Consider the following 19447-nt stretch of genomic DNA (forward strand, 5'->3'; position numbering starts at 1 on the left):
CATCGTGGGCAAGCCGCTGCTGCGCAGCGGCACCAAGCCGGCCATACGCGACGGCTCGGGGCTGATCGCCAAGGCGCTGGCCGAAGCCACCGTGCATGGTGCCGGCGTGGGCGCTGCTGCAGGCGGCGCCGCGCCCACGCCGGCCCGGACCCAGGGCGGTGCCTATCGCCACCTGATGACCGGCGTGTCCTTCATGCTGCCCTTCGTCACGGCGGGCGGCATTCTGATCGCCATGGCCTTTGCGCTGGGCGGCATCTATGTCCATGACGATGCGCACCAGGGAACCCTGGGCTGGACGCTGTTCCAGATCGGCGCCAAGGGCGGCTTTGCGCTGATGGTGCCGGCGCTGGCCGGCTATATCGCCTATTCCATTGCCGACCGGCCCGGCATTGCGCCGGGCATGATCGGCGGGATGATCGCGTCCAGCATGGGCGCAGGCTTCATCGGCGGCATCGCGGCCGGCTTCATCGCAGGCTACGGCGTGGCCTTCATGGCGGCGCACATCCGGCTGCCGCAGGCGCTCAATGGCTTGCTGCCCATGCTGATCCTGCCTGTGCTGGGAAGCCTGTCCACGGGGCTGCTGATGTTCTATCTGGTCGGTGCGCCCGTGGCCGAGCTGCTGCAGTGGCTGAGCGCCTGGCTGCGCGGCATGCAGGGCGCCAGTGCCTTGCTGCTGGGCCTGTTGCTGGGCGCGATGATGGCCTTTGACATGGGCGGGCCGGTGAACAAGGCCGCCTATGCGTTTTCCACGGGAATGATCGCGAGCCAGGTCTACACGCCCATGGCTGCAGCCATGATCGCCGGGATGACGCCGCCGCTGGGGCTGGCCCTGGCCACGCGCCTGTTTGCCGACCGCTTCACGCGCGAGGAGCGCGGCAGCGCCGCCTCGGCCGGCGTGCTGGGCCTGGCCTTTGTCACCGAGGGGGCCATTCCCTACGCGGCGCGCGATCCGCTGCGCACGATTCCGGCCCTGGTGCTGGGCTCGGCCGTGGCCGGCGCCGTGTCCATGCTGGCGGGTGTGGAGCTGAAGGTGCCGCATGGCGGCATCTTCGTCGCGCCCATTCCCAACGCCGTGACCCACGTGGCCATGTATGCGGTGGCGCTGGTGGCGGGCGTGGTGGTCACGGCCATCGCCCTGCGCATGTTCAAAAGGCCCGCCGAAGCGGGCCTTTGAAGCCGGAAGCCGGGGGAACGCCTGGAGCGGCTCCCCCCGCAGCGTTCAGCGGGCTGCGGCGCGGGCCTGTTCCAGCCAGCCGTCGAAGGTCTTCTGGTGGGCCTTGATCCAGCCGTCCACATGGCGGTTGATGTCCGAGGGCTTGTTCTGGCCCTGGCTCATCATGTGGTTCTGCGCGCTGATGTCGCCCACGGGCAGCTGCATCAGCTCGAACAGCTTGCCGGCGTCGGGATGCTTGTCGGTGAAGGCCTTGTTGGCCACGATCTGCTGCTTGTTCACCACGAAGCCGTAGTTCTTGCCGTTGGGCAGCTTGGTATCGAACTTGGCCTGCTCGCCGGGCAGCGAGGAGAAGGGCACCTCCAGCCACACCACGTCCTTGCCGGGCTTGAGCACGTTGCTCACCCAGTAGGGTGTCCAGGTGTAGTAGAGGATGGGCTTGCCGGCCTTGTAGCGCGAGATGGTGTCGGCGATCAGCGCCGAGTACGTGCCCTGCTTGTGGGTCACGGTGTCGCGCAGCTTGTAGGCCGTCAGGTGGTGCTCGATCACGGCCTCGCAGCCCCAGCCCGGCGTGCAGCCGGTGAGGTCGGCCTTGCCGTCGCCGTCCGAGTCGAACAGCTTGGCGATCTTGGGGTCCTTCAACTGGCCGATATTGGTGATCTTGTATTCGTCGGCCGTCTTCTTGTCGATCAGGTAGCCCTGGGCCGCGTTGTCAGAATACACACCCTTGCGGAACAGCTTGGCGTCGCCGCCCGCGTTCTTGTAGTAGTCGGCGTGCAGCGGGTTCCAGTGCGTGGCCAGGAAAGTGGCATCGCCATTGGCAATCGCCACGTGGGCCGTGGGGTACTCGACTTCCTGGAAGGGCTGCACGTCGTAGCCCAGCTTCTCCAGGGCCTTCATGACGATCAGGGTCTGGAAGCTTTCTTCGGCGATGGAGCTCTTGAGCGGCGACACCTTCACGCCCTTGCCGGGCTGGTCGCTGGCGGCTGATGCGCCTGCGCAGGCCAGTGCGATGCCGGCAGCCATCGTGGCGGTGCGCAGCCAGTGGCTGGCAGCGGCAGTTGGCAGTCGATTGTGGTTCAGGGCTTGGTTCATCCTCGGGTTCCTCCGTTGTGTGATGAAAGGGGAGTGGGCGGCCAGCGTGGCTGGCCGCTTTTCGGGAAGGCGGCGCGGCAGTGGGCCCATCCGCGCCGCAGTGAAGGCATTCAGCTGGTGCTGCCGCGATGGACCGGCTTGTTGCCGGCGCCCAGCAGGCGGGCGATGCAGCCGGCGGGGCCGCTGTGCCACCAGCGCGCACCGCCACGGGTCGTCTGCCCCATGGCCTGGGTGATGCGGTCCAGCACGATGGCCAGCAGCACGATGCCCAGTCCGCCCACGGTGGCCAGGCCCATGTCCAGGCGGCCGATGCCGCGCAGCACCATCTGGCCCAGGCCGCCCACGGCGATCATGGAGGCGATCACCACCATGGACAGCGACAGCATCAGCGCCTGGTTCACGCCGGCCATGATGGATGGCATGGCCAGCGGCAGCTGCACCTTCCACAGCAACTGCCAGGGCGATGCGCCATAGGCGCGGCTGGCCTCGATCAGGTCGGGGCGCACCTGGCGTATGCCCAGGTTGGTCAGTCGGATCAGCGGCGGCAGCGCGAAGATGATGGTCACGATCACGCCGGGCACGTTGCCGATGCCGAACAGCATCACCACGGGCACCAGGTAGACGAAGGCCGGCGTGGTCTGCATGGCGTCGAGCAGCGGGCGTGTCCAGCGCTGCGCACGGTCGCTGGAGGCCAGCAAAATCCCCGCGGGCAGGCCGATGACCATGCAGAACACCAGCGAGGTCAGCACCAGGGACAGCGTCACCATGGCCTCGGGCCAGATGCCCAGCATGGCGACCACCACCAGCGAGACGGCTGCGCCAATGGCCATGGCGCGGCCCGCGAACTGCCAGGCCACCAGGGTCAGGATCAGGATCAGCAGCGGCCAGGGCAGGGCCAGCATGGCATCGGTGATGCCCGACAGCGTGCCGTCGATGGGCGTGCGCACGGCCTGGAAGAAGGGGCGGAAATGGTGGACCACCCATTCCAGGCCGCTGTTGATCCAGCCCTGCACGGGCAGGCCGTCGGTGGTCAATTGGTGCCAGAGGCTGGCATGGGCGTCGTCGGGAACGCCCGAGCCGGCCGAGGCTCCCAGCCAGTCACCGCCTGCGGCATCACCGCCGCTGGCAGCGCCCCAGGGATCGGCCGAGGCATCGGGTGCCGGCGTGGCGGCGGTGGCCCAGGGATCCGCGCTTGCAGAGGCAGCAGACGCTGAGGAATCGGTGGAAGCAGGGGCTGCGCTCGCATCGGCCCAGGGTTCGGTGGCGGCAGCGGCGGTGTTCGGGTTCAGGCTGTTGGTTGCATCGCTCATGCGGCATCTCCTTGTCGTTGTTCAATCGGCTCCACGGTCGGCGCGACGGTGGGGGCAACGGTGGGAGCGTTGGAGGCCGGGAAATGCGGGTTGAGCGTGACCGGCGGCACGATCTCCTGCGGCGGCGGCACGGGCGGCGTGTCGCGGTCCAGGAAGCGCAGCATGGTGGTGCGGCTGACCACGCCCATGAACTGGCCGTCGTCGCTGGTCACCGGCAGCGCGCAGGGCGCGGCGGCCACGGGGCCGAACAGCTCGGCCACCGGCGTGCCTGCGGACAGCGGCTCGACGTTGGGCAGGAAGGCGTGGCTCAGGCCCAGCATGCCCGGGCGGCCGTGCAGTGCGTCGCGCAGCGATTGCGAGGACACCACGCCCAGGAAGCGGCGGCGCGCGTTGACCACATAGGCGTAGTCGCGGTCGGAGTCTTCCAGCAGGCGCTGTGCCGCGCGGCAGCCGCGGTCGCTGTGCTCGGACACCACGGTCAGCGCCTGGCGCGCGATGTCGCCGGCCTTGAAGACCGAGGCTGCATCCACGCCACGCACGAAGCTGCGCACATAGTCGTCGGCAGGGCTGCGCAGGATCTCGTCGGGCGTGCCGACCTGGATCACCTGGCCGTCCTTCATGATGGCGATGCGGTCGCCGATGCGCATGGCCTCGTCCAGGTCATGCGAGATGAAGACGATGGTGCGGCGCTGGATCTGCTGCAGGCGCAGCAGCTCGGACTGCATCTCCGTGCGGATGATGGGGTCCAGGGCCGAGAAGGCCTCGTCCATCAGCAGGATGGACGGATCGGACGCCAGCGCCCGGGCCAGGCCCACGCGCTGCTGCATGCCGCCCGACAGCTCGTCGGGGTAGCTGGCGCCCCAGGCGCCCAGGCCCACCTGCTCCAGCGCGGCCTGGGCCTGTGTCTGGCGCTCGGCCTTGTCGGCGCCGGCCAGCTCCAGGCCGAAGGCCGTGTTGTCCAGCACCGTCATGTGCGGCATCAGCGCAAAGGACTGGAACACCATGGAAATGTCCTTGCGGCGCAGCGCGCGCAGGTCGCGCTCGCTCAGGGCATTGATGTCCTGGCCATCGACCACGATGCGCCCGGCCGTGGGCTCGATGAGGCGGTTGAGCATGCGCACCAGGGTGGACTTGCCCGAGCCCGACAGGCCCATGACGACGAAGATCTCGCCGGCCTCGATGGTGAAATTGGCGTCGAACACGCCGATGGACTGGCCCGTGCGCTCCAGGATCTCCTGTTTGCTCAGGCCCTGTTGGACGAGGTCGAGTGCGGTCTTGGGGTCGTCCCCGAACACCTTGAACACATGATCGATGATGATCTGCTTGGCCACTGTGGCGTTCTCCTTTTGGGTGAGATGGAACACAGTCCAGCGTCCTCGACAGGCGAAGACGCTGGCGCGCAAGCCAAAAATGAAGCCCTGATGCCGTTCGCTGCAGGGGACTGCCGTCCCCCGTTGCTGGGATTCAAACAGGTGCGAAAGCACCCGAGGCGGCTCGGATGGCACGCGAAGCGGTGCGCAAGAGCCAGAAGTCGAGAGCAGCCGGCGGCGAGGCGCGCGGTGTCTCAGTCGGGCATCGTGGCTGAAGATCAGCCAGCGCGATGCCCCACAACATCAGGACCGAGTTTCGGCCCGGTTGACGGGGCTGTGCCGGAAGCACAACGATCCGCCGGGGTGTATCGGCAGGCCGTGAAGACGGTGCCGATGACCTGCTTGGCAGGTTGTAAAGAAGCCGAAATTATATAAAACAGGTTTTACTGCGTCAAAACGCATGAGCCGAACGAGGCCTGTTTTGGGCTGTTTCAAGCCCTTGGGGGCTGCAATCCGGCCAGTATTTGCTCACTTAATGAGAGCACTGAGGGCATGATTCACAAGGCGTATGCTGTCATCGATGAATAAAATCGGTCAAGCGTCAGCTTGAGGAAAGCTTCAGGCCCGATCTGCGGCAAAAAGCGTGCCCGGCGCGCTGGCCGGCCGGGCGCCAGCAGGTGTCCGACCCGTTGCCTGCGCCCGCCCATGAAAAAAGCCCCGCAGCGGCTGGCGCTGCGGGGCTTCGGTGCGGGATGCCGCCGGCTCAGTGGTTGCTGGCCGTGCTGTTGATCAGCTTGTCGGTGTAGGCGATGGCCAGGGCGCTGGCCAGGAAGGTGACGTGGATGATGGTCTGCCACATCAGCACCTTGACGTCGTAGCTGCCCGCGTTGATGAAGGTCTTGAGCAGGTGGATGGAGCTGATGCCGATGATGGACAGGGCCAGCTTGACCTTGAGGATGGAGGCGTTCACGTGGCCCAGCCACTCGGGCTGGTCGGGGTGGCTGTCCAGGCCCAGGCGGCTGACGAAGGTCTCGTAGCCGCCCACGATGACCATGATCAGCAGGTTGGAGATCATCACCACGTCGATCAGCGCCAGGACCACCAGCATGATGATGGTCTCGTTGAGCGCGCCGATGGGCGCATCGTGCTTGTAGCCGATGCTGGTGATCAGCGCCTGCAGCGCTTCCTGGTTGCCGAAGGCGGCCTCGATCAGGTGCCACAGCTCCAGCAGGAAGTGCCAGACGTAGACACCCTGGGCGGCGATCAGGCCCAGGTACAGCGGCAGCTGCAGCCAGCGGCTGGCGAAGATCAGGGAAGGCAGGGGACGCAGGGGGGAGCCGGGGGCTCGATTGGAGTTTTGCTGGCGGGCCATGGTGGTCGGTCGCGCTTGTCTGGTGTGGGAGCGTGGATGGGAGGGGACAATGGCCGTGGAAAACGGGCGCGCGATTTTAGCGGCGAAACAGGCCATTGCCAGTGACAGCCGGGAACTGCGGGGAATCCCCAGGTAGACGCGCCCAAGGGGGTTTCAGTCAGTGGCATGTAAGACCGGCCCCCGACAGTCACACCACAATTTTTATTTGGCCAGCCCAGGAGACAAGCAAGCATGAGCACCGCAACAGCATCCCCCATTGAATCGGTACTGGTGGAGAACCGGGTCTTCCCGCCGCCGGCAGACTTCGCCGCCAAGGCCCGCATCTCCGGCATGGAGCAGTACAAGGCGCTGTGCGCCGAGGCAGAGAACGACTACCAGGGCTTCTGGGCCCGCCTGGCGCGCGAGAACGTGGTCTGGTCCAAGCCCTTCACCCAGGTGCTGGACGACAGCAATCCCCCGTTCTTCCGCTGGTTCGCCGACGGTGAACTCAACGCCAGCGCCAACTGCCTGGACAAGCACATGGGCACGGACGTCGAGCACAAGACGGCCATCATCTTCGAGGCCGATGGCGGCGAGGTCACCAAGGTCAGCTACCGCGAACTGCTGGAGCGCGTCTCGCAGTTCGCCAACGCGCTCAAGGCGCAGGGCGTGCAAAAGGGCGACCGCGTCCTGATCTACATGCCCATGACCATCGAGGGCGTGATCGCCATGCAGGCCTGCGCGCGCATCGGCGCCACGCACAGCGTGGTGTTCGGCGGCTTCTCGGCCAAGGCGGTGCAGGAGCGCATCGTGGACGTGGGCGCCGTGGCCGTGATCACCGCCAACTACCAGATGCGCGGCGGCAAGGAGCTGCCGCTCAAGGCCATCGTGGACGATGCGCTGGCGCTGGGCGGCTGCGAGGCCGTGCGCCATGTCTTCGTCTACGAGCGCACGGCCACGGCCTGTGCCATGACGGCAGGCCGCGACAAGACCTTCGGCGAGATCCTGGCCGGCCAGAGCACCGAGTGCGCGCCCGTGGCCGTGGATTCCGAGCACCCGCTGTTCATCCTCTACACCAGCGGCTCCACGGGCAAGCCCAAGGGCGTGCAGCACTGCACGGGCGGCTATGTGCTGTGGGCCAAGCAGACCATGGAGTGGACCTTCGACCTCAAGCCCAGCGACGTGTTCTGGTGCACGGCCGACATCGGCTGGATCACCGGCCACACCTACGTGGCCTATGGTCCGCTGGCCGCTGGCGCCACGCAGATCGTGTTCGAGGGCGTGCCCACCTTCCCCAACGCGGGCCGCTTCTGGCAGATGATCGAGCGCCACGGCTGCACCATCTTCTACACGGCGCCCACGGCCATCCGCTCGCTGATCAAGGCCGCCGACGGCGATGCCGCCGTGCATCCGAAGAACTCGGACCTGTCCAGCCTGCGCCTGCTGGGCAGCGTGGGCGAGCCCATCAATCCCGAGGCCTGGATGTGGTACCACCGCAATGTGGGCGGCGAGCGCTGCCCCATCGTGGACACCTTCTGGCAGACCGAGAACGGCGGCCACGTGATCGCCCCCATGCCGGGCGCCACGCCGCTGGTGCCGGGCTCGTGCACGCTGCCGCTGCCGGGCATCATGGCCGCCATCGTCGACGAGACCGGCCATGAACTGCCCAACGGCGCAGGCGGCCTGCTGGTGGTCACCAAGCCCTGGCCCAGCATGATCCGCACCATCTGGGGCGACCCCGAGCGCTTCAAGAAGAGCTACTTCCCGGCCGAGCTGGGCGGGCAGACCTACCTGGCCGGCGACGGCGCCGTGCGCAGCGAGGACCGGGGCTACTTCCGCATCACGGGCCGCATCGACGACGTGCTCAATGTCTCGGGCCACCGCATGGGCACGATGGAGATCGAGTCGGCCCTGGTGTCCAAGACCGACCTGGTGGCCGAGGCCGCCGTGGTGGGCCGCCCCGATGACCTGACGGGCGAGGCCATCTGCGCCTTCGTGGTGCTCAAGCGCTCGCGTCCCACGGGCGAGGAGGCCAAGCAGATCGCCAAGGAGCTGCGCGACTGGGTGGCCAAGGAAATCGGCCCCATCGCCAAGCCCAAGGACATCCGCTTTGGCGACAACCTGCCCAAGACGCGCAGCGGCAAGATCATGCGCCGCCTGCTGCGCTCGATTGCCAAGGGCGAGGCCATCACCCAGGACACGAGCACGCTGGAGAACCCGGCCATCCTCGACCAGTTGGCCGAGACGAACTGAGGGCGGACACGCCCGCCATGAAGAACCGGAGCACAGGCTCCGGTTTTTTCTTGGCTGGACTGCGGGCGGCGCGCTGTCTTGCAGTCCTATTTTGTGTGGGCCGACAGCTCAGGCATGATGGTTGCAGTACAACCGAAGCTGTTGTTTTCACCACTGCCGAGGGAGGCGTTGCACCATGAATCTGAGAACCCTGTCGCTGCTGATCACCGTGGCCCTGATTGCGCTGCTGGCGGCATTCAACTGGAACACGCTGGCCGCGCCTTCCGTCGTGTCGCTGGGCGTGACCGAAGTCCAGGCGCCGCTGGGCGTGCTGATGCTGGCGCTGACCTGCCTGCTGGGCGTGTTCTTCGTCGCCTATGTGCTGTGGCTGCAGGGCTCGGTACTGATGGAGGCGCGCCGCCACGCCAAGGAAATGCAGGTCCAGCGTGACCTGGCCGACAAGGCCGAGGCCTCGCGTTTCACCGAGCTGCGCACCGTGCTGGAAGACCTGCATGCGCGTGACAAGGAAGTGCTGATGGCGCGGCTGGACGGGCTGGAGGCCCACCTGGTGCAGCGTGCCCAGGAGTCGGACAACAGCACGGCCGCCTATGTGGGGCAGCTGGAGCAGCAGGTTCGCCTGTACCAGCAGCCCGGCGCAGGCGCTCCGGACTACAGGTAGGCGGCCCGCGCCCGGATTCACGGGAGGACCATGAAAAAAAACCGCGCGACTTGCGTTGCGCGGTTTTTTTCGTTGCGGGCCCCGAGGCGGGAGGCCGGCGGAACTTACTTCAGCGACAGCACCCAGGCGGCCAGCTTCTTGGCGTCGGCATCGTTGACCTGGGGGTTGGCGGGCATGGGAACCGGACCCCAGACGCCGCTGCCGCCCTTCATGATCTTGGCAGCCAGCTTGTCCACCGCGTCCTTCTGGCCTGCGTACTTGGAGGCCACATCCTTGTAGGACGGGCCCACCAGCTTCTTGTCCACGGCGTGGCAGGCCATGCAGTTCTTGGAGGCGGCAAGAGCCTGGTCGGCCATGGCGGGAGCCACGGTGACGACGGTCAAGGCCAATGCGATCAATGTCTGCTTCATCATGAGTTCCTGGGGGTTGTCGGGAATAATTATGCGAAACATTGTAGTGGGCGCGCATGCCTGATGCGTTACCTCGTGTGAAGCACCGTCTGGTGAAGGAGAAGTTATGTATCTGTTGGGAATCGCGGTCCTGCTCACCCTGCTGAAGTTGGCCGATATCGAGCCTGTGGCCTCCTGGTCCTGGTACGTCATCCTGGGCGCCTATGGCGTGACGGCAGCCTGGTGGGCCTGGGCCGACACCTCTGGCTACACCAAGCGGCGCGCGGCCGACAAGATCGAGCAGCGGCGCTTGAAGCGCATCGAGAAGAACAAGGAAGCCATGGGCACGGGCACGCGCTCGCGTTCGCGCCGCTGAGGGGTCTTGAACGGCGGCGCAGGCTTCGCGGCAGGCGATGCCTGGGGTCTGCAAAGGGGCGGCCCATGCCGGCCGGGGCATTCCTGGGCCCCAGCGGTGCGGCGGGCGCTGCGCCATAATCTTCGCCCAGACCCTGGCCTTCCCCACAGGACCAGGGATGGACCGAGACGACAGACAACTGGATTCCCCATGCCCGCATACCGTTCCAAGACTTCCACCGGCGGCCGCAACATGGCCGGTGCGCGCGCCCTGTGGCGTGCCACCGGCATGAAGGATGGCGACTTCGACAAGCCCATCATCGCCATCGCCAACTCCTTCACGCAGTTCGTTCCGGGCCACGTCCACCTCAAGGACCTGGGCCAGCTGGTGGCGCGCGAGATCGAGGCCGCAGGCGGCGTGGCCAAGGAATTCAACACCATCGCCGTGGACGACGGCATCGCCATGGGCCACGACGGCATGCTGTATTCGCTGCCCAGCCGCGACATCATCGCGGACTCGGTGGAGTACATGGTCAACGCCCACTGCGCCGACGCGCTGGTGTGCATCTCCAACTGCGACAAGATCACCCCCGGCATGCTGATGGCCGCCATGCGGCTGAACATTCCGGTGATCTTCGTCTCCGGCGGCCCCATGGAGGCGGGCAAGACCAAGCTGGCCAATCCCAACACGCACAAGCTGGAGTTCAAGAAGCTGGACCTGGTCGATGCCATGGTGATCGCGGCCGACTCCAACTACACCGACGAGCAGGTCGCCCAGGTCGAGCGCTCGGCCTGCCCGACCTGCGGTTCCTGCTCGGGCATGTTCACCGCCAACTCCATGAACTGCCTGACCGAGGCGCTGGGCCTGTCCCTGCCCGGCAACGGCACGGTGCTGGCCACGCATGCCGACCGCGAGGAACTGTTCAAGCGTGCCGGCCGCCGCATCGTCGAGCTGGCCCGCGAGTACTACGAGCAGGAAGACGCCTCCGTGCTGCCGCGCTCCGTGGGCTTCAAGGCCTTCGAGAACGCGATGACGCTGGACATCGCCATGGGCGGCTCCACCAACACCATCCTGCACCTGCTGGCCATTGCCCGTGAAGCCGAGATCGACTTCACCATGGCCGACATCGACCGCCTCTCGCGCTCCGTGCCCCAGCTGTGCAAGGTGGCGCCCAACACGCAGAAGTACCACATCGAGGATGTGCACCGCGCCGGCGGCATCTTCGCCATCCTCGGCGAGCTGGCCCGCGCCGGCAAGCTGCACACCGACGTGCCCACCGTGCACGCCAAGACCCTGGGCGAAGGCCTGGCGCAGTGGGACATCACCACCACCCAGGACGAGGCCGTCAGGCACTTCTACCTGGCAGGCCCGGCCGGCATTCCCACCCAGGTGGCCTTCAGCCAGAACACGCGCTGGCCCAGCCTGGACCTGGACCGTGCAGAAGGCTGCATCCGCTCCTACGAGCACGCCTTCTCCAAGGAAGGCGGCCTGGCCGTGCTGACGGGCAACATCGCCCTGGACGGCTGCGTGGTCAAGTCGGCCGGCGTGGACGAAAGCATCCACGTGTTCGAAGGCACGGCCCACGTGACCGAGTCGCAGGACGAGGCCGTGCAGAACATCCTGGACGACAAGGTCAAGGCCGGAGACATCGTCGTCGTGCGCTATGAAGGTCCCAAGGGCGGCCCCGGCATGCAGGAAATGCTCTACCCGACCAGCTACATCAAGTCCAAGGGCCTGGGCAAGGAGTGCGCACTGCTGACCGACGGACGCTTCTCGGGCGGCACCTCGGGCCTGTCCATCGGCCACTGCTCGCCGGAAGCTGCCGCTGGCGGCGCCATCGGCCTGGTGCGCAACGGCGACCGCATCCGCATCGACATTCCCAACCGCAGCATCAACGTGCTGGTCTCCGACGAGGAGCTGGCCCGCCGCCGTGCCGAGCAGGATGCCAAGGGCTGGAAGCCCGCCGAGCCACGCCCGCGCAAGGTCTCGGCCGCGCTCAAGGCCTATGCCAAGCTGGTGATGTCGGCCGACAAGGGCGCCGTGCGCGACCTGTCCCTGCTGGACGACTGACACCGGGCAGCACCGCCGCCCGGCGGTGCGCACCCGATGAAAATGAAAAGGGATGGAAGGCCTTGCGGCTTTCCATCCCTTTTTCTTTTCTCTTCTCTCAGGCCCTTGAGGGCTCTTGTTTCATCGTGGGGCGACCGGCTTGCCGTTTCATCGTGGCTGCCGGTTCGGGTTTTCATCGTGGAGCAAACAGCCCACTCTCATTTATGGGAAGTGCCAGAAAAACTGGCGCGGCCAAAACAAGGGACAGCGAGCAAGGGCCGCCCCGCCGCGAGGCTGTCGTCCCCCTCCCGCGAAGCGAGAGAGGGGGAGGGCGCGAAGCGCCTCAGGGGGAGCTTCATTCAGGCCGGCTCGCCCATCTTGCTTTGCAGGTAGTTGGGCAGGCCGATCTTCTCGATCAGGCCCAGTTGCTTCTCCAGCCAGTAGGCGTGGTCTTCTTCCGTGTCGCGCAGTTGGGCCAGCAGCAGGTCGCGGCTGTTGAAGTCGCTGTGGCGCTCGCACAGGGCCATGGCCGAGCGCAGGCTGTCACGCACGCGGTATTCGGTGGCCAGGTCCTTGCGCAGCATCTCTTCGACGGTCTCGCCGGGCGTGAACTCGTGCGGGCGCATGTCGGGGCGGCCGCCCAGGAACAGGATGCGGCGCAGGATGGCGTCGGCGTGCTGGGTTTCCTCTTCCATCTCATGGCCGATGCGCTCGAACAGGCGCAGCAGGCCCTGGTCTTCGTACTGGCGCGAGTGGATGAAGTACTGGTCGCGCGCGGCAAGCTCGCCGCGCAGCAACTCTATGAGGCATTCGATGACTTCTGGTTGGCCTTGCATGTTCTTCTTCTCCTGACTGTGTGAACGCCGCAAGTATCGCGTGAACCGGCCCTTGGGCCAAAGCGCGCGCTGCAATTCCCCGTGGACGGCGCATTGCATGCATGCGCGACGCAGAAGCATTCGCATCGCGGCAGGCTGGCGGAGGGCTGGGGCTAGGGTAAACGCTGTATTGCGGGCTTCAATAATAGTTATTTATCATAACGATTATGGAACCGAAGCATCGGTGTCCAAAACCCCATTTCCCCTTTGCACAAGGAAGCGCAATGAGCACCGAACGTACCGAAGAACAGACCGTGTCCTGCACCGTCACAGGCCGCGTGGCCTGGGTGAAATTCAACCGCCCCGAAAAGCGCAACGCCATGAGCCCCCAGCTCAACCGCCAGATGATGCGTGTGCTCGATGACCTTGAGTTCCGTGACGACGTGGGCGTGGTCGTGCTTGCAGGCGAAGGCACGGCCTGGACGGCCGGCATGGACCTGAAGGAATACTTCCGCGAGACCGAGGCCACCGGCCTGGCCGGCACCCGCAAGGCCCAGCGCGAGAGCTATGGCTGGTGGCGCCGCCTGCGCTGGTTCCAGAAGCCGACCATTGCCATGGTCAACGGCTGGTGCTTCGGCGGCGGCTACGGCCCCCTGTTCGCCTGCGACCTGGCCTTTGCCTCGGATGACGCCAAGTTCGGCCTGTCCGAAATCAACTGGGGCATCCTGCCCGGTGGCGGCGCCTCCAAGGTGGCGGTGGAGCTGCTGTCCTTCCGCCGTGCCATGTACCACGCCATGCTGGGCGAGAACATCGACGGCCGCACGGCCGCCGAGTGGGGCCTGGTCAACGAGTCGCTGCCGGCCGATCGCCTGCAGGCCCGCGTCACCGAAGTGGCCGAGGCCCTGCTGCAGAAGAATCCCAGCGCCCTGAAGGCCACCAAGGACGCCATCCGTCGCGTGCGCGACATGAGCTACGACAACGCCGAGGACTACCTGGTGCGTGCCCAGGAAGCCGCCAACAGCTATGACAACGAAGGCCGCAAGGAAGGCATGCGCCAGTTCCTGGACGACAAGACCTACAAGCCCGGCCTGGGCACCTACGACCTCTCGAAGCAAAAGTCCTGAAGACCCGCACATCCTGAGTGGCCGCGCCCTCGCTGCTAGGGCGCCTGCCGCCAACCCATTGGAGACAAGAATGACAACGACAGAGATGGCGGCCGCCCTGCGGCCCGACATCGGCAGGCTGCTGAGGCCGCGTTCCATCGCCATCGTCGGCGCCTCGGCCACGCCGGGTGCGCTGGGCGCATCGGTGCTGGGCAATCTGGAGCGCAACGGCTTCGCCGGCGACATCCACCTGATCAATCCCAAGCGCAGCGAGATCGCCGGGCGGGCCTGCCTGGCCTCGGTCGATCAGCTGCCCGAAGGCGTGGATGTGGCTGTGCTGGCCATCCCCCAGCCCTTTGTGCTGGACACGGTGCGCGCACTGGCGGCGCGCCGCGTGGGCGCGGCGGTGATCTTCTCGGCAGGCTTTGCCGAGGCGGGCGAGCGCGGCATGGCCGAGCAGCGCGAGATCGCACGCATTGCCGCCGAGGCGGGCATGGTGGTGGAAGGCCCCAACTGCCTGGGCTGCATCAACTACCTGCAGCGCGTGCCGCTGACCTTTGTCGAGGTGAATATCGACGCGCAGCAGGCCGATGCCGCGCGGCCCGCCATTGGCGTGGTCTCGCAAAGCGGCGCCATGATGACCGTGCTGTGCACCACGCTGGCCAGCCGCGCGCTGCCGCTGTCGCACGCCATCTCCACGGGCAACGAGGCCGCCAGCCATGCCGAGGACTATGTGGACTTCCTGCTGGAGCAGCCCTCCACGCGCGTGGTCGCCATGATCGTCGAGCAGTTCCGTCAGCCCGCGCGCATCCTGGCCGCCGTGGCCCGTGCGCGCAGCCTGGGCAAGTCCGTGGTGCTGCTGCATCCGGGCAAGAGCAGTGCGGCGCGCGCCTCGGCCGCCACGCACACCGGCGCCATGGCCGGCGACTATGCGCTGATGCGCACCAAGCTGGAACGCGCAGGCGCCGTGTTTGCCGAGACACTGGAGGAGCTGGGCGACATCGCCGAGATCGCCATCCGCTGCCCCGTGCTGCCATCGGCTGGTGGGGCCGGTGCAGCCGCTGCAGCGGGAGTTGCCGTGCTGGGCGAGTCCGGCGCCTTCAAGGCGCTGACGCTGGACTGGGCCGAGGAACTGGGCCTGGCCCTGCCCGCCATCGGCGACGACGACTCGCCCGCGCTGCGGGCTGCACTGCCCGAGTTCGTGGGCGTGAGCAACCCGCTGGACCTCACGGCCCAGGGCCTGGTGGAGCCGGATCTGTATTTCCGCACGCTGGATGCGCTGTTTGGCGATGCGCGCTTTTCCACCGTCCTGGTCGGCCTGATCCAGGGCGATCCGGTGACCTGCGGCATCAAGATGCCGCCCGTGCTGCGCGCCGTGCGCGAGCTGCGGCCGGCCAAGCCCGTCATCGTGGCGGGCCTGGACGAGGGCGCGGCCGTGCCTGCCGAGTTCATCGCCGAGATGCGTGCGCTGGGCGTGCCGTACTTCCCCAGCACCGAGCGTGCCCTGCGCGCCGTGCAGCGCCTGACCGCCTTCAGTCAGCGCAGTTTCGAGCGCACCGATGCCCAGCCCGTCGCCCTGACCCTGCCCGTAGGCCGCACGGTGGTGCCCGAGTACGAATCCAAGGCCGTGCTGGCACAGGCCGGCATACCCTTTGCGCGCGGCCGGCTGGCCACCTCGGCCGAGCAGGCCGTGGCGATTGCGTCGGAGATCGGCTGGCCCGTGGCGCTCAAGGCGCAGTCCGCCGACCTCAGCCACAAAAGCGATGCGGGCGGCGTGATCCTGAACATTGCCGACGCGCAGGCCATGGGCGAGGCCTGGGGCCGGCTGCATGCCAACGTGGCGGCCTATGACAGCGCCATTGCGCTGGACGGCGTGCTGATCGAGACCATGGGCCAACGCGGCCTGGAGATGATCATCGGCGCGCGCAACGATCCGCAGTGGGGCCCGGTGATCCTGGCCGGCCTGGGCGGCGTGACGGCCGAGATCATGCGCGATGCGCGCCTGCTGGATGCCGACCTGTCCACCGGCGAGGTGCTGCGCGAGCTGGACCGGCTGCAGGGCGCGCCGCTGCTGCACGGCTACCGTGGCGCCCCGGCGCTGGACCGCCAGGCGCTGGCCGAACTCATCGTGCGCCTGGGCCAGGTGCTGCGCGGCACGCCGGCCATCCGCGAGATCGACCTGAACCCGGTCATCGTGCTGCCCGAAGGGCAGGGCGTGGTGGCGCTTGATGCGCTGATGCTGGTCGAGCACAGCGCCGGCTGATGATCGCGCAAGGGCTGGCGCGGTGCGCCGGCCCTTTCCATGCGCAGCCCTGTCTCGCTTTCCCGCTTTCTTTTTTTCGCTTTCCCTTCCTCCACAGGAGGTCTCCATGAGCCTGCCTTACCCGCCGGGCCGCGTGTCCACGCCCGCGCCGGCCGAGTCGAACGGACTCGGCTATGCCTACTACGTCACCATCATCCTGCTGCTGGCCTACACCCTTTCCTTCGTGGACCGGCAGATCCTGGGCCTGCTGGTGCAGCCCATCAAGAAGGATCTGCAGCTGTCGGACTGGGTGTTCAGCATCGTCCACGGCTTTGCCTTCGCCATCTTCTACACCTTCGTCGGCATCTTCCTGGGGCGCCTGGCCGACCGCTGGAACCGCCGCAACCTCATCGTCATCGGCATGGCGATCTGGGTGGTGGCCACGGCGGCCGGTGGCTATGTCACGGGCTTTGTCTCGCTGTTCGTGGCGCGCATGTTCGTGGGCGTGGGCGAGGCGGCGCTGTCGCCGGCGGCCTATTCCATGCTGGCCGACTATTTCCCTCCCGAGCGCCGCGCGCGCGCCATGAGCATCTACACCTCGGGCGTGTATATCGGCTCGGCCACGGCCTTCATCGTGGGCGGCCTGGTCATCCAGGCCACCAGCCAGGCCGGCGAGGTGGTGTTCCCGCTGCTGGGCAGCTTCAAGCCCTGGCAGGCGGCCTTCATCTTCGTGGCCCTGCCCGGCATTCCGCTGGTGGCGCTGATGTACACCGTGCGCGAGCCGGTGCGCCGCGGCCTGCAGGCGGCAGGCGCCTCCGCCAGGGCCGCCGCTGCAGCAGGCCCCGTGCCCGATCTGTCCCATGTGTTCCGCAACAAGCGCGCCTTCCTGCCGCTGCTGCTGGCGCCTGGCATCACGGCCATGATCACCTTCGGCGTCACGGCCTGGCTGCCGGCCACCTTCATCCGCCAGTGGGGCTGGACGCCCGGCGAGATCGGCCCCGCCTACGGCGTCATCATCCTGACCTTCGGCATTGGCGGCATGCTGCTCAGTGGCTTCCTGGCCGACTACCTCACGGCGCGCGGCAAGCAGGTGGGCTCGATCGTCATCTCGCTGGTGGCCACCTGCGTGCTCATCGCCAGCGGCCTGGTGCTGGCCTTTGCCCAGACGCCCACCGTGGCCCTGGTGGCCGTGGCGGTCACCACCTTTTTCCTGGGCATGCCGGTGGCGCTGGCGCCGCCCATCCTGCAGGCGGTCACGCCCAACCAGCTGCGCGGCCAGGTGACTTCCATCTACCTGCTGCTGATCAACCTGATCGGCCTGGGGCTCGGCCCCTTCCTCGTGGCCTTTTTCACGGACTTCGTCTTCCATGACGAAAAGCTCGTGGGCCTGTCGCTGGGCCTGGTGTCCGCCCTGGCCGCGCTGCTGTCCGTGCTGTGCCTGGCCAGCGCCATCGGCCCCTACCGCCGCCTGGTCGCGGCCATGGAGGGCCGGGCATGAGCGCGCAGGCATCAATTTGCTCGCATTACCAGCCGCCGCTGCAGGACATTCGCTTCGTCCAGCAGCACTGGCTGGGCGCAGAGGCCGACTGGCGCCGCATGCCGGCCCATGACGCCCTGGACCAGGAGACGGCCGACATGGTGGTCGAGGCGGCCGGGCGCTTTTGCGCCGACGTGCTGGCGCCGCTCAACGGCCCGGCCGACCTGCAGGGATGTCGACTGGAAGAGGGCAGGGTGCGCACGCCCGATGGCTTTCCCGAGGCCTATGCGGCCTTCGTGGAAGCCGGCTGGCCGGCCCTGGCCTGCGCGCCCGAGGCCGGCGGCCAGGGCCTGCCCCAGCTGCTGGATGCCGCGCTGCACGAAATGCTGGCCTCGGCCAACCATGGCTGGACCATGTACCCGGGCATCCTGCACGGCGCCTATGCCTGCCTGCACGCCCATGGCGACGCGCACCTGCGCGCCACCTATCTGCCGCACATCGTCAGCGGGCGCTGGCTGGCCACCATGTGCCTGACCGAGCCCCAGGCCGGCTCCGACCTGGGCCTGCTGCGCAGCCAGGCCCGGCCCCGGGGCGATGGCAGCTACCGCCTGGACGGCAGCAAGATCTTCATCTCGGGCGGCGACCAGGACATGAGCGAGAACATCGTGCACCTGGTGCTGGCGCGCCTGCCCGATGCGCCGGCGGGCACGCGCGGGCTGTCGCTGTTCCTGGCGCCGCGCGGCATTCCGCAGGACGGCGGCGGGTTCCTGCCCAACGCCATTCACTGCGACGGCATCGAAAAGAAGATGGGCATCAAGGGCAGCGCCACCTGCGCCATGCGCTTCGAGGGTGCGCAGGCCTGGCTGGTCGGCCAGCCCCACCAGGGCCTGGCCGCCATGTTCGTGATGATGAATTCCGCCCGCCTGCACGTGGGCCTGCAGGGCCTGGGCCATGCCGAGATGGCCTGGCAACTGGCGCGCGCCTATGCGGCCGAGCGCCGCCAGATGCGCGCCCAGCCCCGGCCCGCCGATGCGCAGGGCCCCGCCGACCCCATCGCCCTGCAGCCGGCCGTGCAGCGCATGCTGGCCGACCTGCGTGTCTGGACCGAAGGCATGCGCGCCATTGCAGGCTGGGTGGCGCACCAGCTGGACCTGGCCGAACAGGCGCCGGATGCCGAGGAGCGCGCCCAGGCCCATGCGCTGGCCTCGCTGCTCACGCCCGTGGTCAAGTCCTTCTTCACCGAGCGGGGCTTTGCGCTGGCCAGCGAGGCGCTGCAGGTCTTCGGCGGCTACGGCTATGTGCACGAGTACCGCATAGAGCAGACGCTGCGCGATGCCCGCATCGCCATGATCTACGAGGGCACGAACCAGATCCAGGCACTGGACCTGCTGCAGCGCAAGGTGGCAGCCAGCGGCGGGGCCGCCCTGGCACCGCTGCTGGCGGCACTGCGCGAGGAGGCCGCTGCCTGCGAGGCGGCGGGCATGGAGCCCGGCCTGGCCGGCGCGCTGCGCAGCTGGAGCGATCGCACCGAAGCGCTGACGGGCGCGCTGTGCGCCCGCGCCGCAGGCGACGCCCCGTTGCTGGCGCGCTGCGCCGAGGACTATCTGCGCCTGGTCGGCACGCTGTGCATGGCCTTTGCCTGGGCGCGCGCGGCGCGTGTCAGCCAGCCGCTGGCCGATCCGGCGCTGCGCCGCTCCAAGGCGGACAGCGCGGCCTGGTTCTTCGCGCATGGGCTGCTGGATGCGGAGCACTGGCTGCGCCGCACCGAGTCCGCCGCGCGCACGCCGCTGCCGGCTGCCTTGGCCTGAGCGGGCAGCCGGGGCTTTTATGATGGAACGCCGCACCGGCCCTGAAGATCCGCAGGCGCCG

General features: G+C 67.7%; 15 protein-coding genes. 9 read left to right on the forward strand and 6 right to left on the reverse strand.

Annotation, left to right across the window (positions count from 1 at the left end; all coding sequences use genetic code 11):
- On the forward strand, window positions 1-1174 hold a 1174-nt coding region (locus tag ACM14_RS22310), incomplete at its 5' end, for a PTS fructose transporter subunit IIC (RefSeq protein ID WP_065347333.1).
- Window positions 1175-1219: 45 nt separating this feature from the next.
- Here ACM14_RS22310 and proX read toward each other — a convergent pair.
- The 4 genes from proX to ACM14_RS22330 form a co-directional block, all read right to left on the reverse strand.
- Window positions 1220-2266, reverse strand: coding sequence for a glycine betaine/L-proline ABC transporter substrate-binding protein ProX (gene proX, locus ACM14_RS22315; RefSeq protein WP_012204550.1), 1047 nt, complete (start codon window positions 2264-2266; stop codon window positions 1220-1222).
- Window positions 2267-2376: 110 nt separating this feature from the next.
- A complete protein-coding gene (proW, locus tag ACM14_RS22320) occupies window positions 2377-3576 on the reverse strand; it encodes a glycine betaine/L-proline ABC transporter permease ProW (protein ID WP_065347334.1) in 1200 nt (399 codons plus the stop codon).
- The gene (gene proV / locus ACM14_RS22325) at window positions 3573-4907 is read right to left on the reverse strand and encodes a glycine betaine/L-proline ABC transporter ATP-binding protein ProV (protein ID WP_139093481.1); all 1335 of its coding nucleotides are present in this window, start codon (window positions 4905-4907) and stop codon (window positions 3573-3575) included. The genes proW and proV overlap by 4 nt, the downstream gene beginning before the upstream one ends.
- 742 nt (window positions 4908-5649) lie before the next feature.
- A complete protein-coding gene (locus tag ACM14_RS22330; protein ID WP_012204594.1) occupies window positions 5650-6258 on the reverse strand; it encodes a TIGR00645 family protein in 609 nt (202 codons plus the stop codon).
- 231 nt (window positions 6259-6489) lie between these two features.
- On the opposite strand from ACM14_RS22330, the gene acs reads away from it, so the two are divergent.
- Both acs and ACM14_RS22340 read left to right on the forward strand, forming a co-directional pair.
- A complete protein-coding gene (gene acs / locus ACM14_RS22335; RefSeq protein WP_013803247.1) occupies window positions 6490-8490 on the forward strand; it encodes an acetate--CoA ligase in 2001 nt (666 codons plus the stop codon).
- A 175-nt stretch (window positions 8491-8665) separates the two neighbouring features.
- Window positions 8666-9148, forward strand: a complete 483-nt coding sequence (locus ACM14_RS22340; RefSeq protein ID WP_065347336.1) for a Signal transduction histidine kinase — start codon at window positions 8666-8668, stop codon at window positions 9146-9148.
- A 104-nt stretch (window positions 9149-9252) separates the two neighbouring features.
- Here ACM14_RS22340 and ACM14_RS22345 read toward each other — a convergent pair whose 3' ends face one another.
- Window positions 9253-9558, reverse strand: coding sequence for a c-type cytochrome (locus ACM14_RS22345; RefSeq protein ID WP_034398318.1), 306 nt, complete (start codon window positions 9556-9558; stop codon window positions 9253-9255).
- A 106-nt stretch (window positions 9559-9664) separates the two neighbouring features.
- Between ACM14_RS22345 and ACM14_RS22350 the strand changes: the two genes are divergently transcribed.
- Together ACM14_RS22350 and ilvD are read left to right on the forward strand one after the other, a co-directional pair.
- Window positions 9665-9913, forward strand: a complete 249-nt coding sequence (locus tag ACM14_RS22350; protein ID WP_013803244.1) for a TIGR04438 family Trp-rich protein — start codon at window positions 9665-9667, stop codon at window positions 9911-9913.
- Window positions 9914-10102: 189 nt separating this feature from the next.
- Window positions 10103-11962 carry a dihydroxy-acid dehydratase gene (gene ilvD / locus ACM14_RS22355; RefSeq protein ID WP_013803243.1) on the forward strand — a complete coding sequence of 620 codons (1860 nt, stop codon included), beginning with the start codon at window positions 10103-10105 and terminating at the stop codon, window positions 11960-11962.
- Window positions 11963-12300: 338 nt separating this feature from the next.
- On the opposite strand, the gene bfr is transcribed toward ilvD, so the two are convergent.
- The gene (gene bfr, locus ACM14_RS22360; protein WP_013803242.1) at window positions 12301-12777 is read right to left on the reverse strand and encodes a bacterioferritin; all 477 of its coding nucleotides are present in this window, start codon (window positions 12775-12777) and stop codon (window positions 12301-12303) included.
- 263 nt (window positions 12778-13040) lie between these two features.
- Here bfr and ACM14_RS22365 point away from each other — a divergent pair, with 263 nt between their 5' ends.
- From ACM14_RS22365 to ACM14_RS22380, 4 genes are all read left to right on the forward strand, one after another.
- On the forward strand, window positions 13041-13880 hold the full coding sequence (locus ACM14_RS22365; protein ID WP_063326635.1) for a p-hydroxycinnamoyl CoA hydratase/lyase: 840 nt from the start codon (window positions 13041-13043) through the stop codon (window positions 13878-13880).
- A 70-nt stretch (window positions 13881-13950) separates the two neighbouring features.
- Complete coding sequence (locus ACM14_RS22370; RefSeq protein WP_065347337.1) at window positions 13951-16122, forward strand: acetate--CoA ligase family protein; 2172 nt, start codon at window positions 13951-13953, stop codon at window positions 16120-16122.
- A 106-nt stretch (window positions 16123-16228) separates the two neighbouring features.
- Entirely contained in the window at window positions 16229-17599 is a 1371-nt protein-coding gene (locus ACM14_RS22375; protein WP_065347338.1) for an MFS transporter, read from the forward strand.
- Complete coding sequence (locus ACM14_RS22380; protein ID WP_065347339.1) at window positions 17596-19386, forward strand: acyl-CoA dehydrogenase; 1791 nt, start codon at window positions 17596-17598, stop codon at window positions 19384-19386. The genes ACM14_RS22375 and ACM14_RS22380 overlap by 4 nt, the downstream gene beginning before the upstream one ends.
- Window positions 19387-19447 lie beyond the last annotated feature (61 nt).

This window comes from Delftia sp. JD2 (assembly GCF_001682645.1).
Taxonomy (GTDB): domain Bacteria; phylum Pseudomonadota; class Gammaproteobacteria; order Burkholderiales; family Burkholderiaceae_C; genus Comamonas; species Comamonas acidovorans.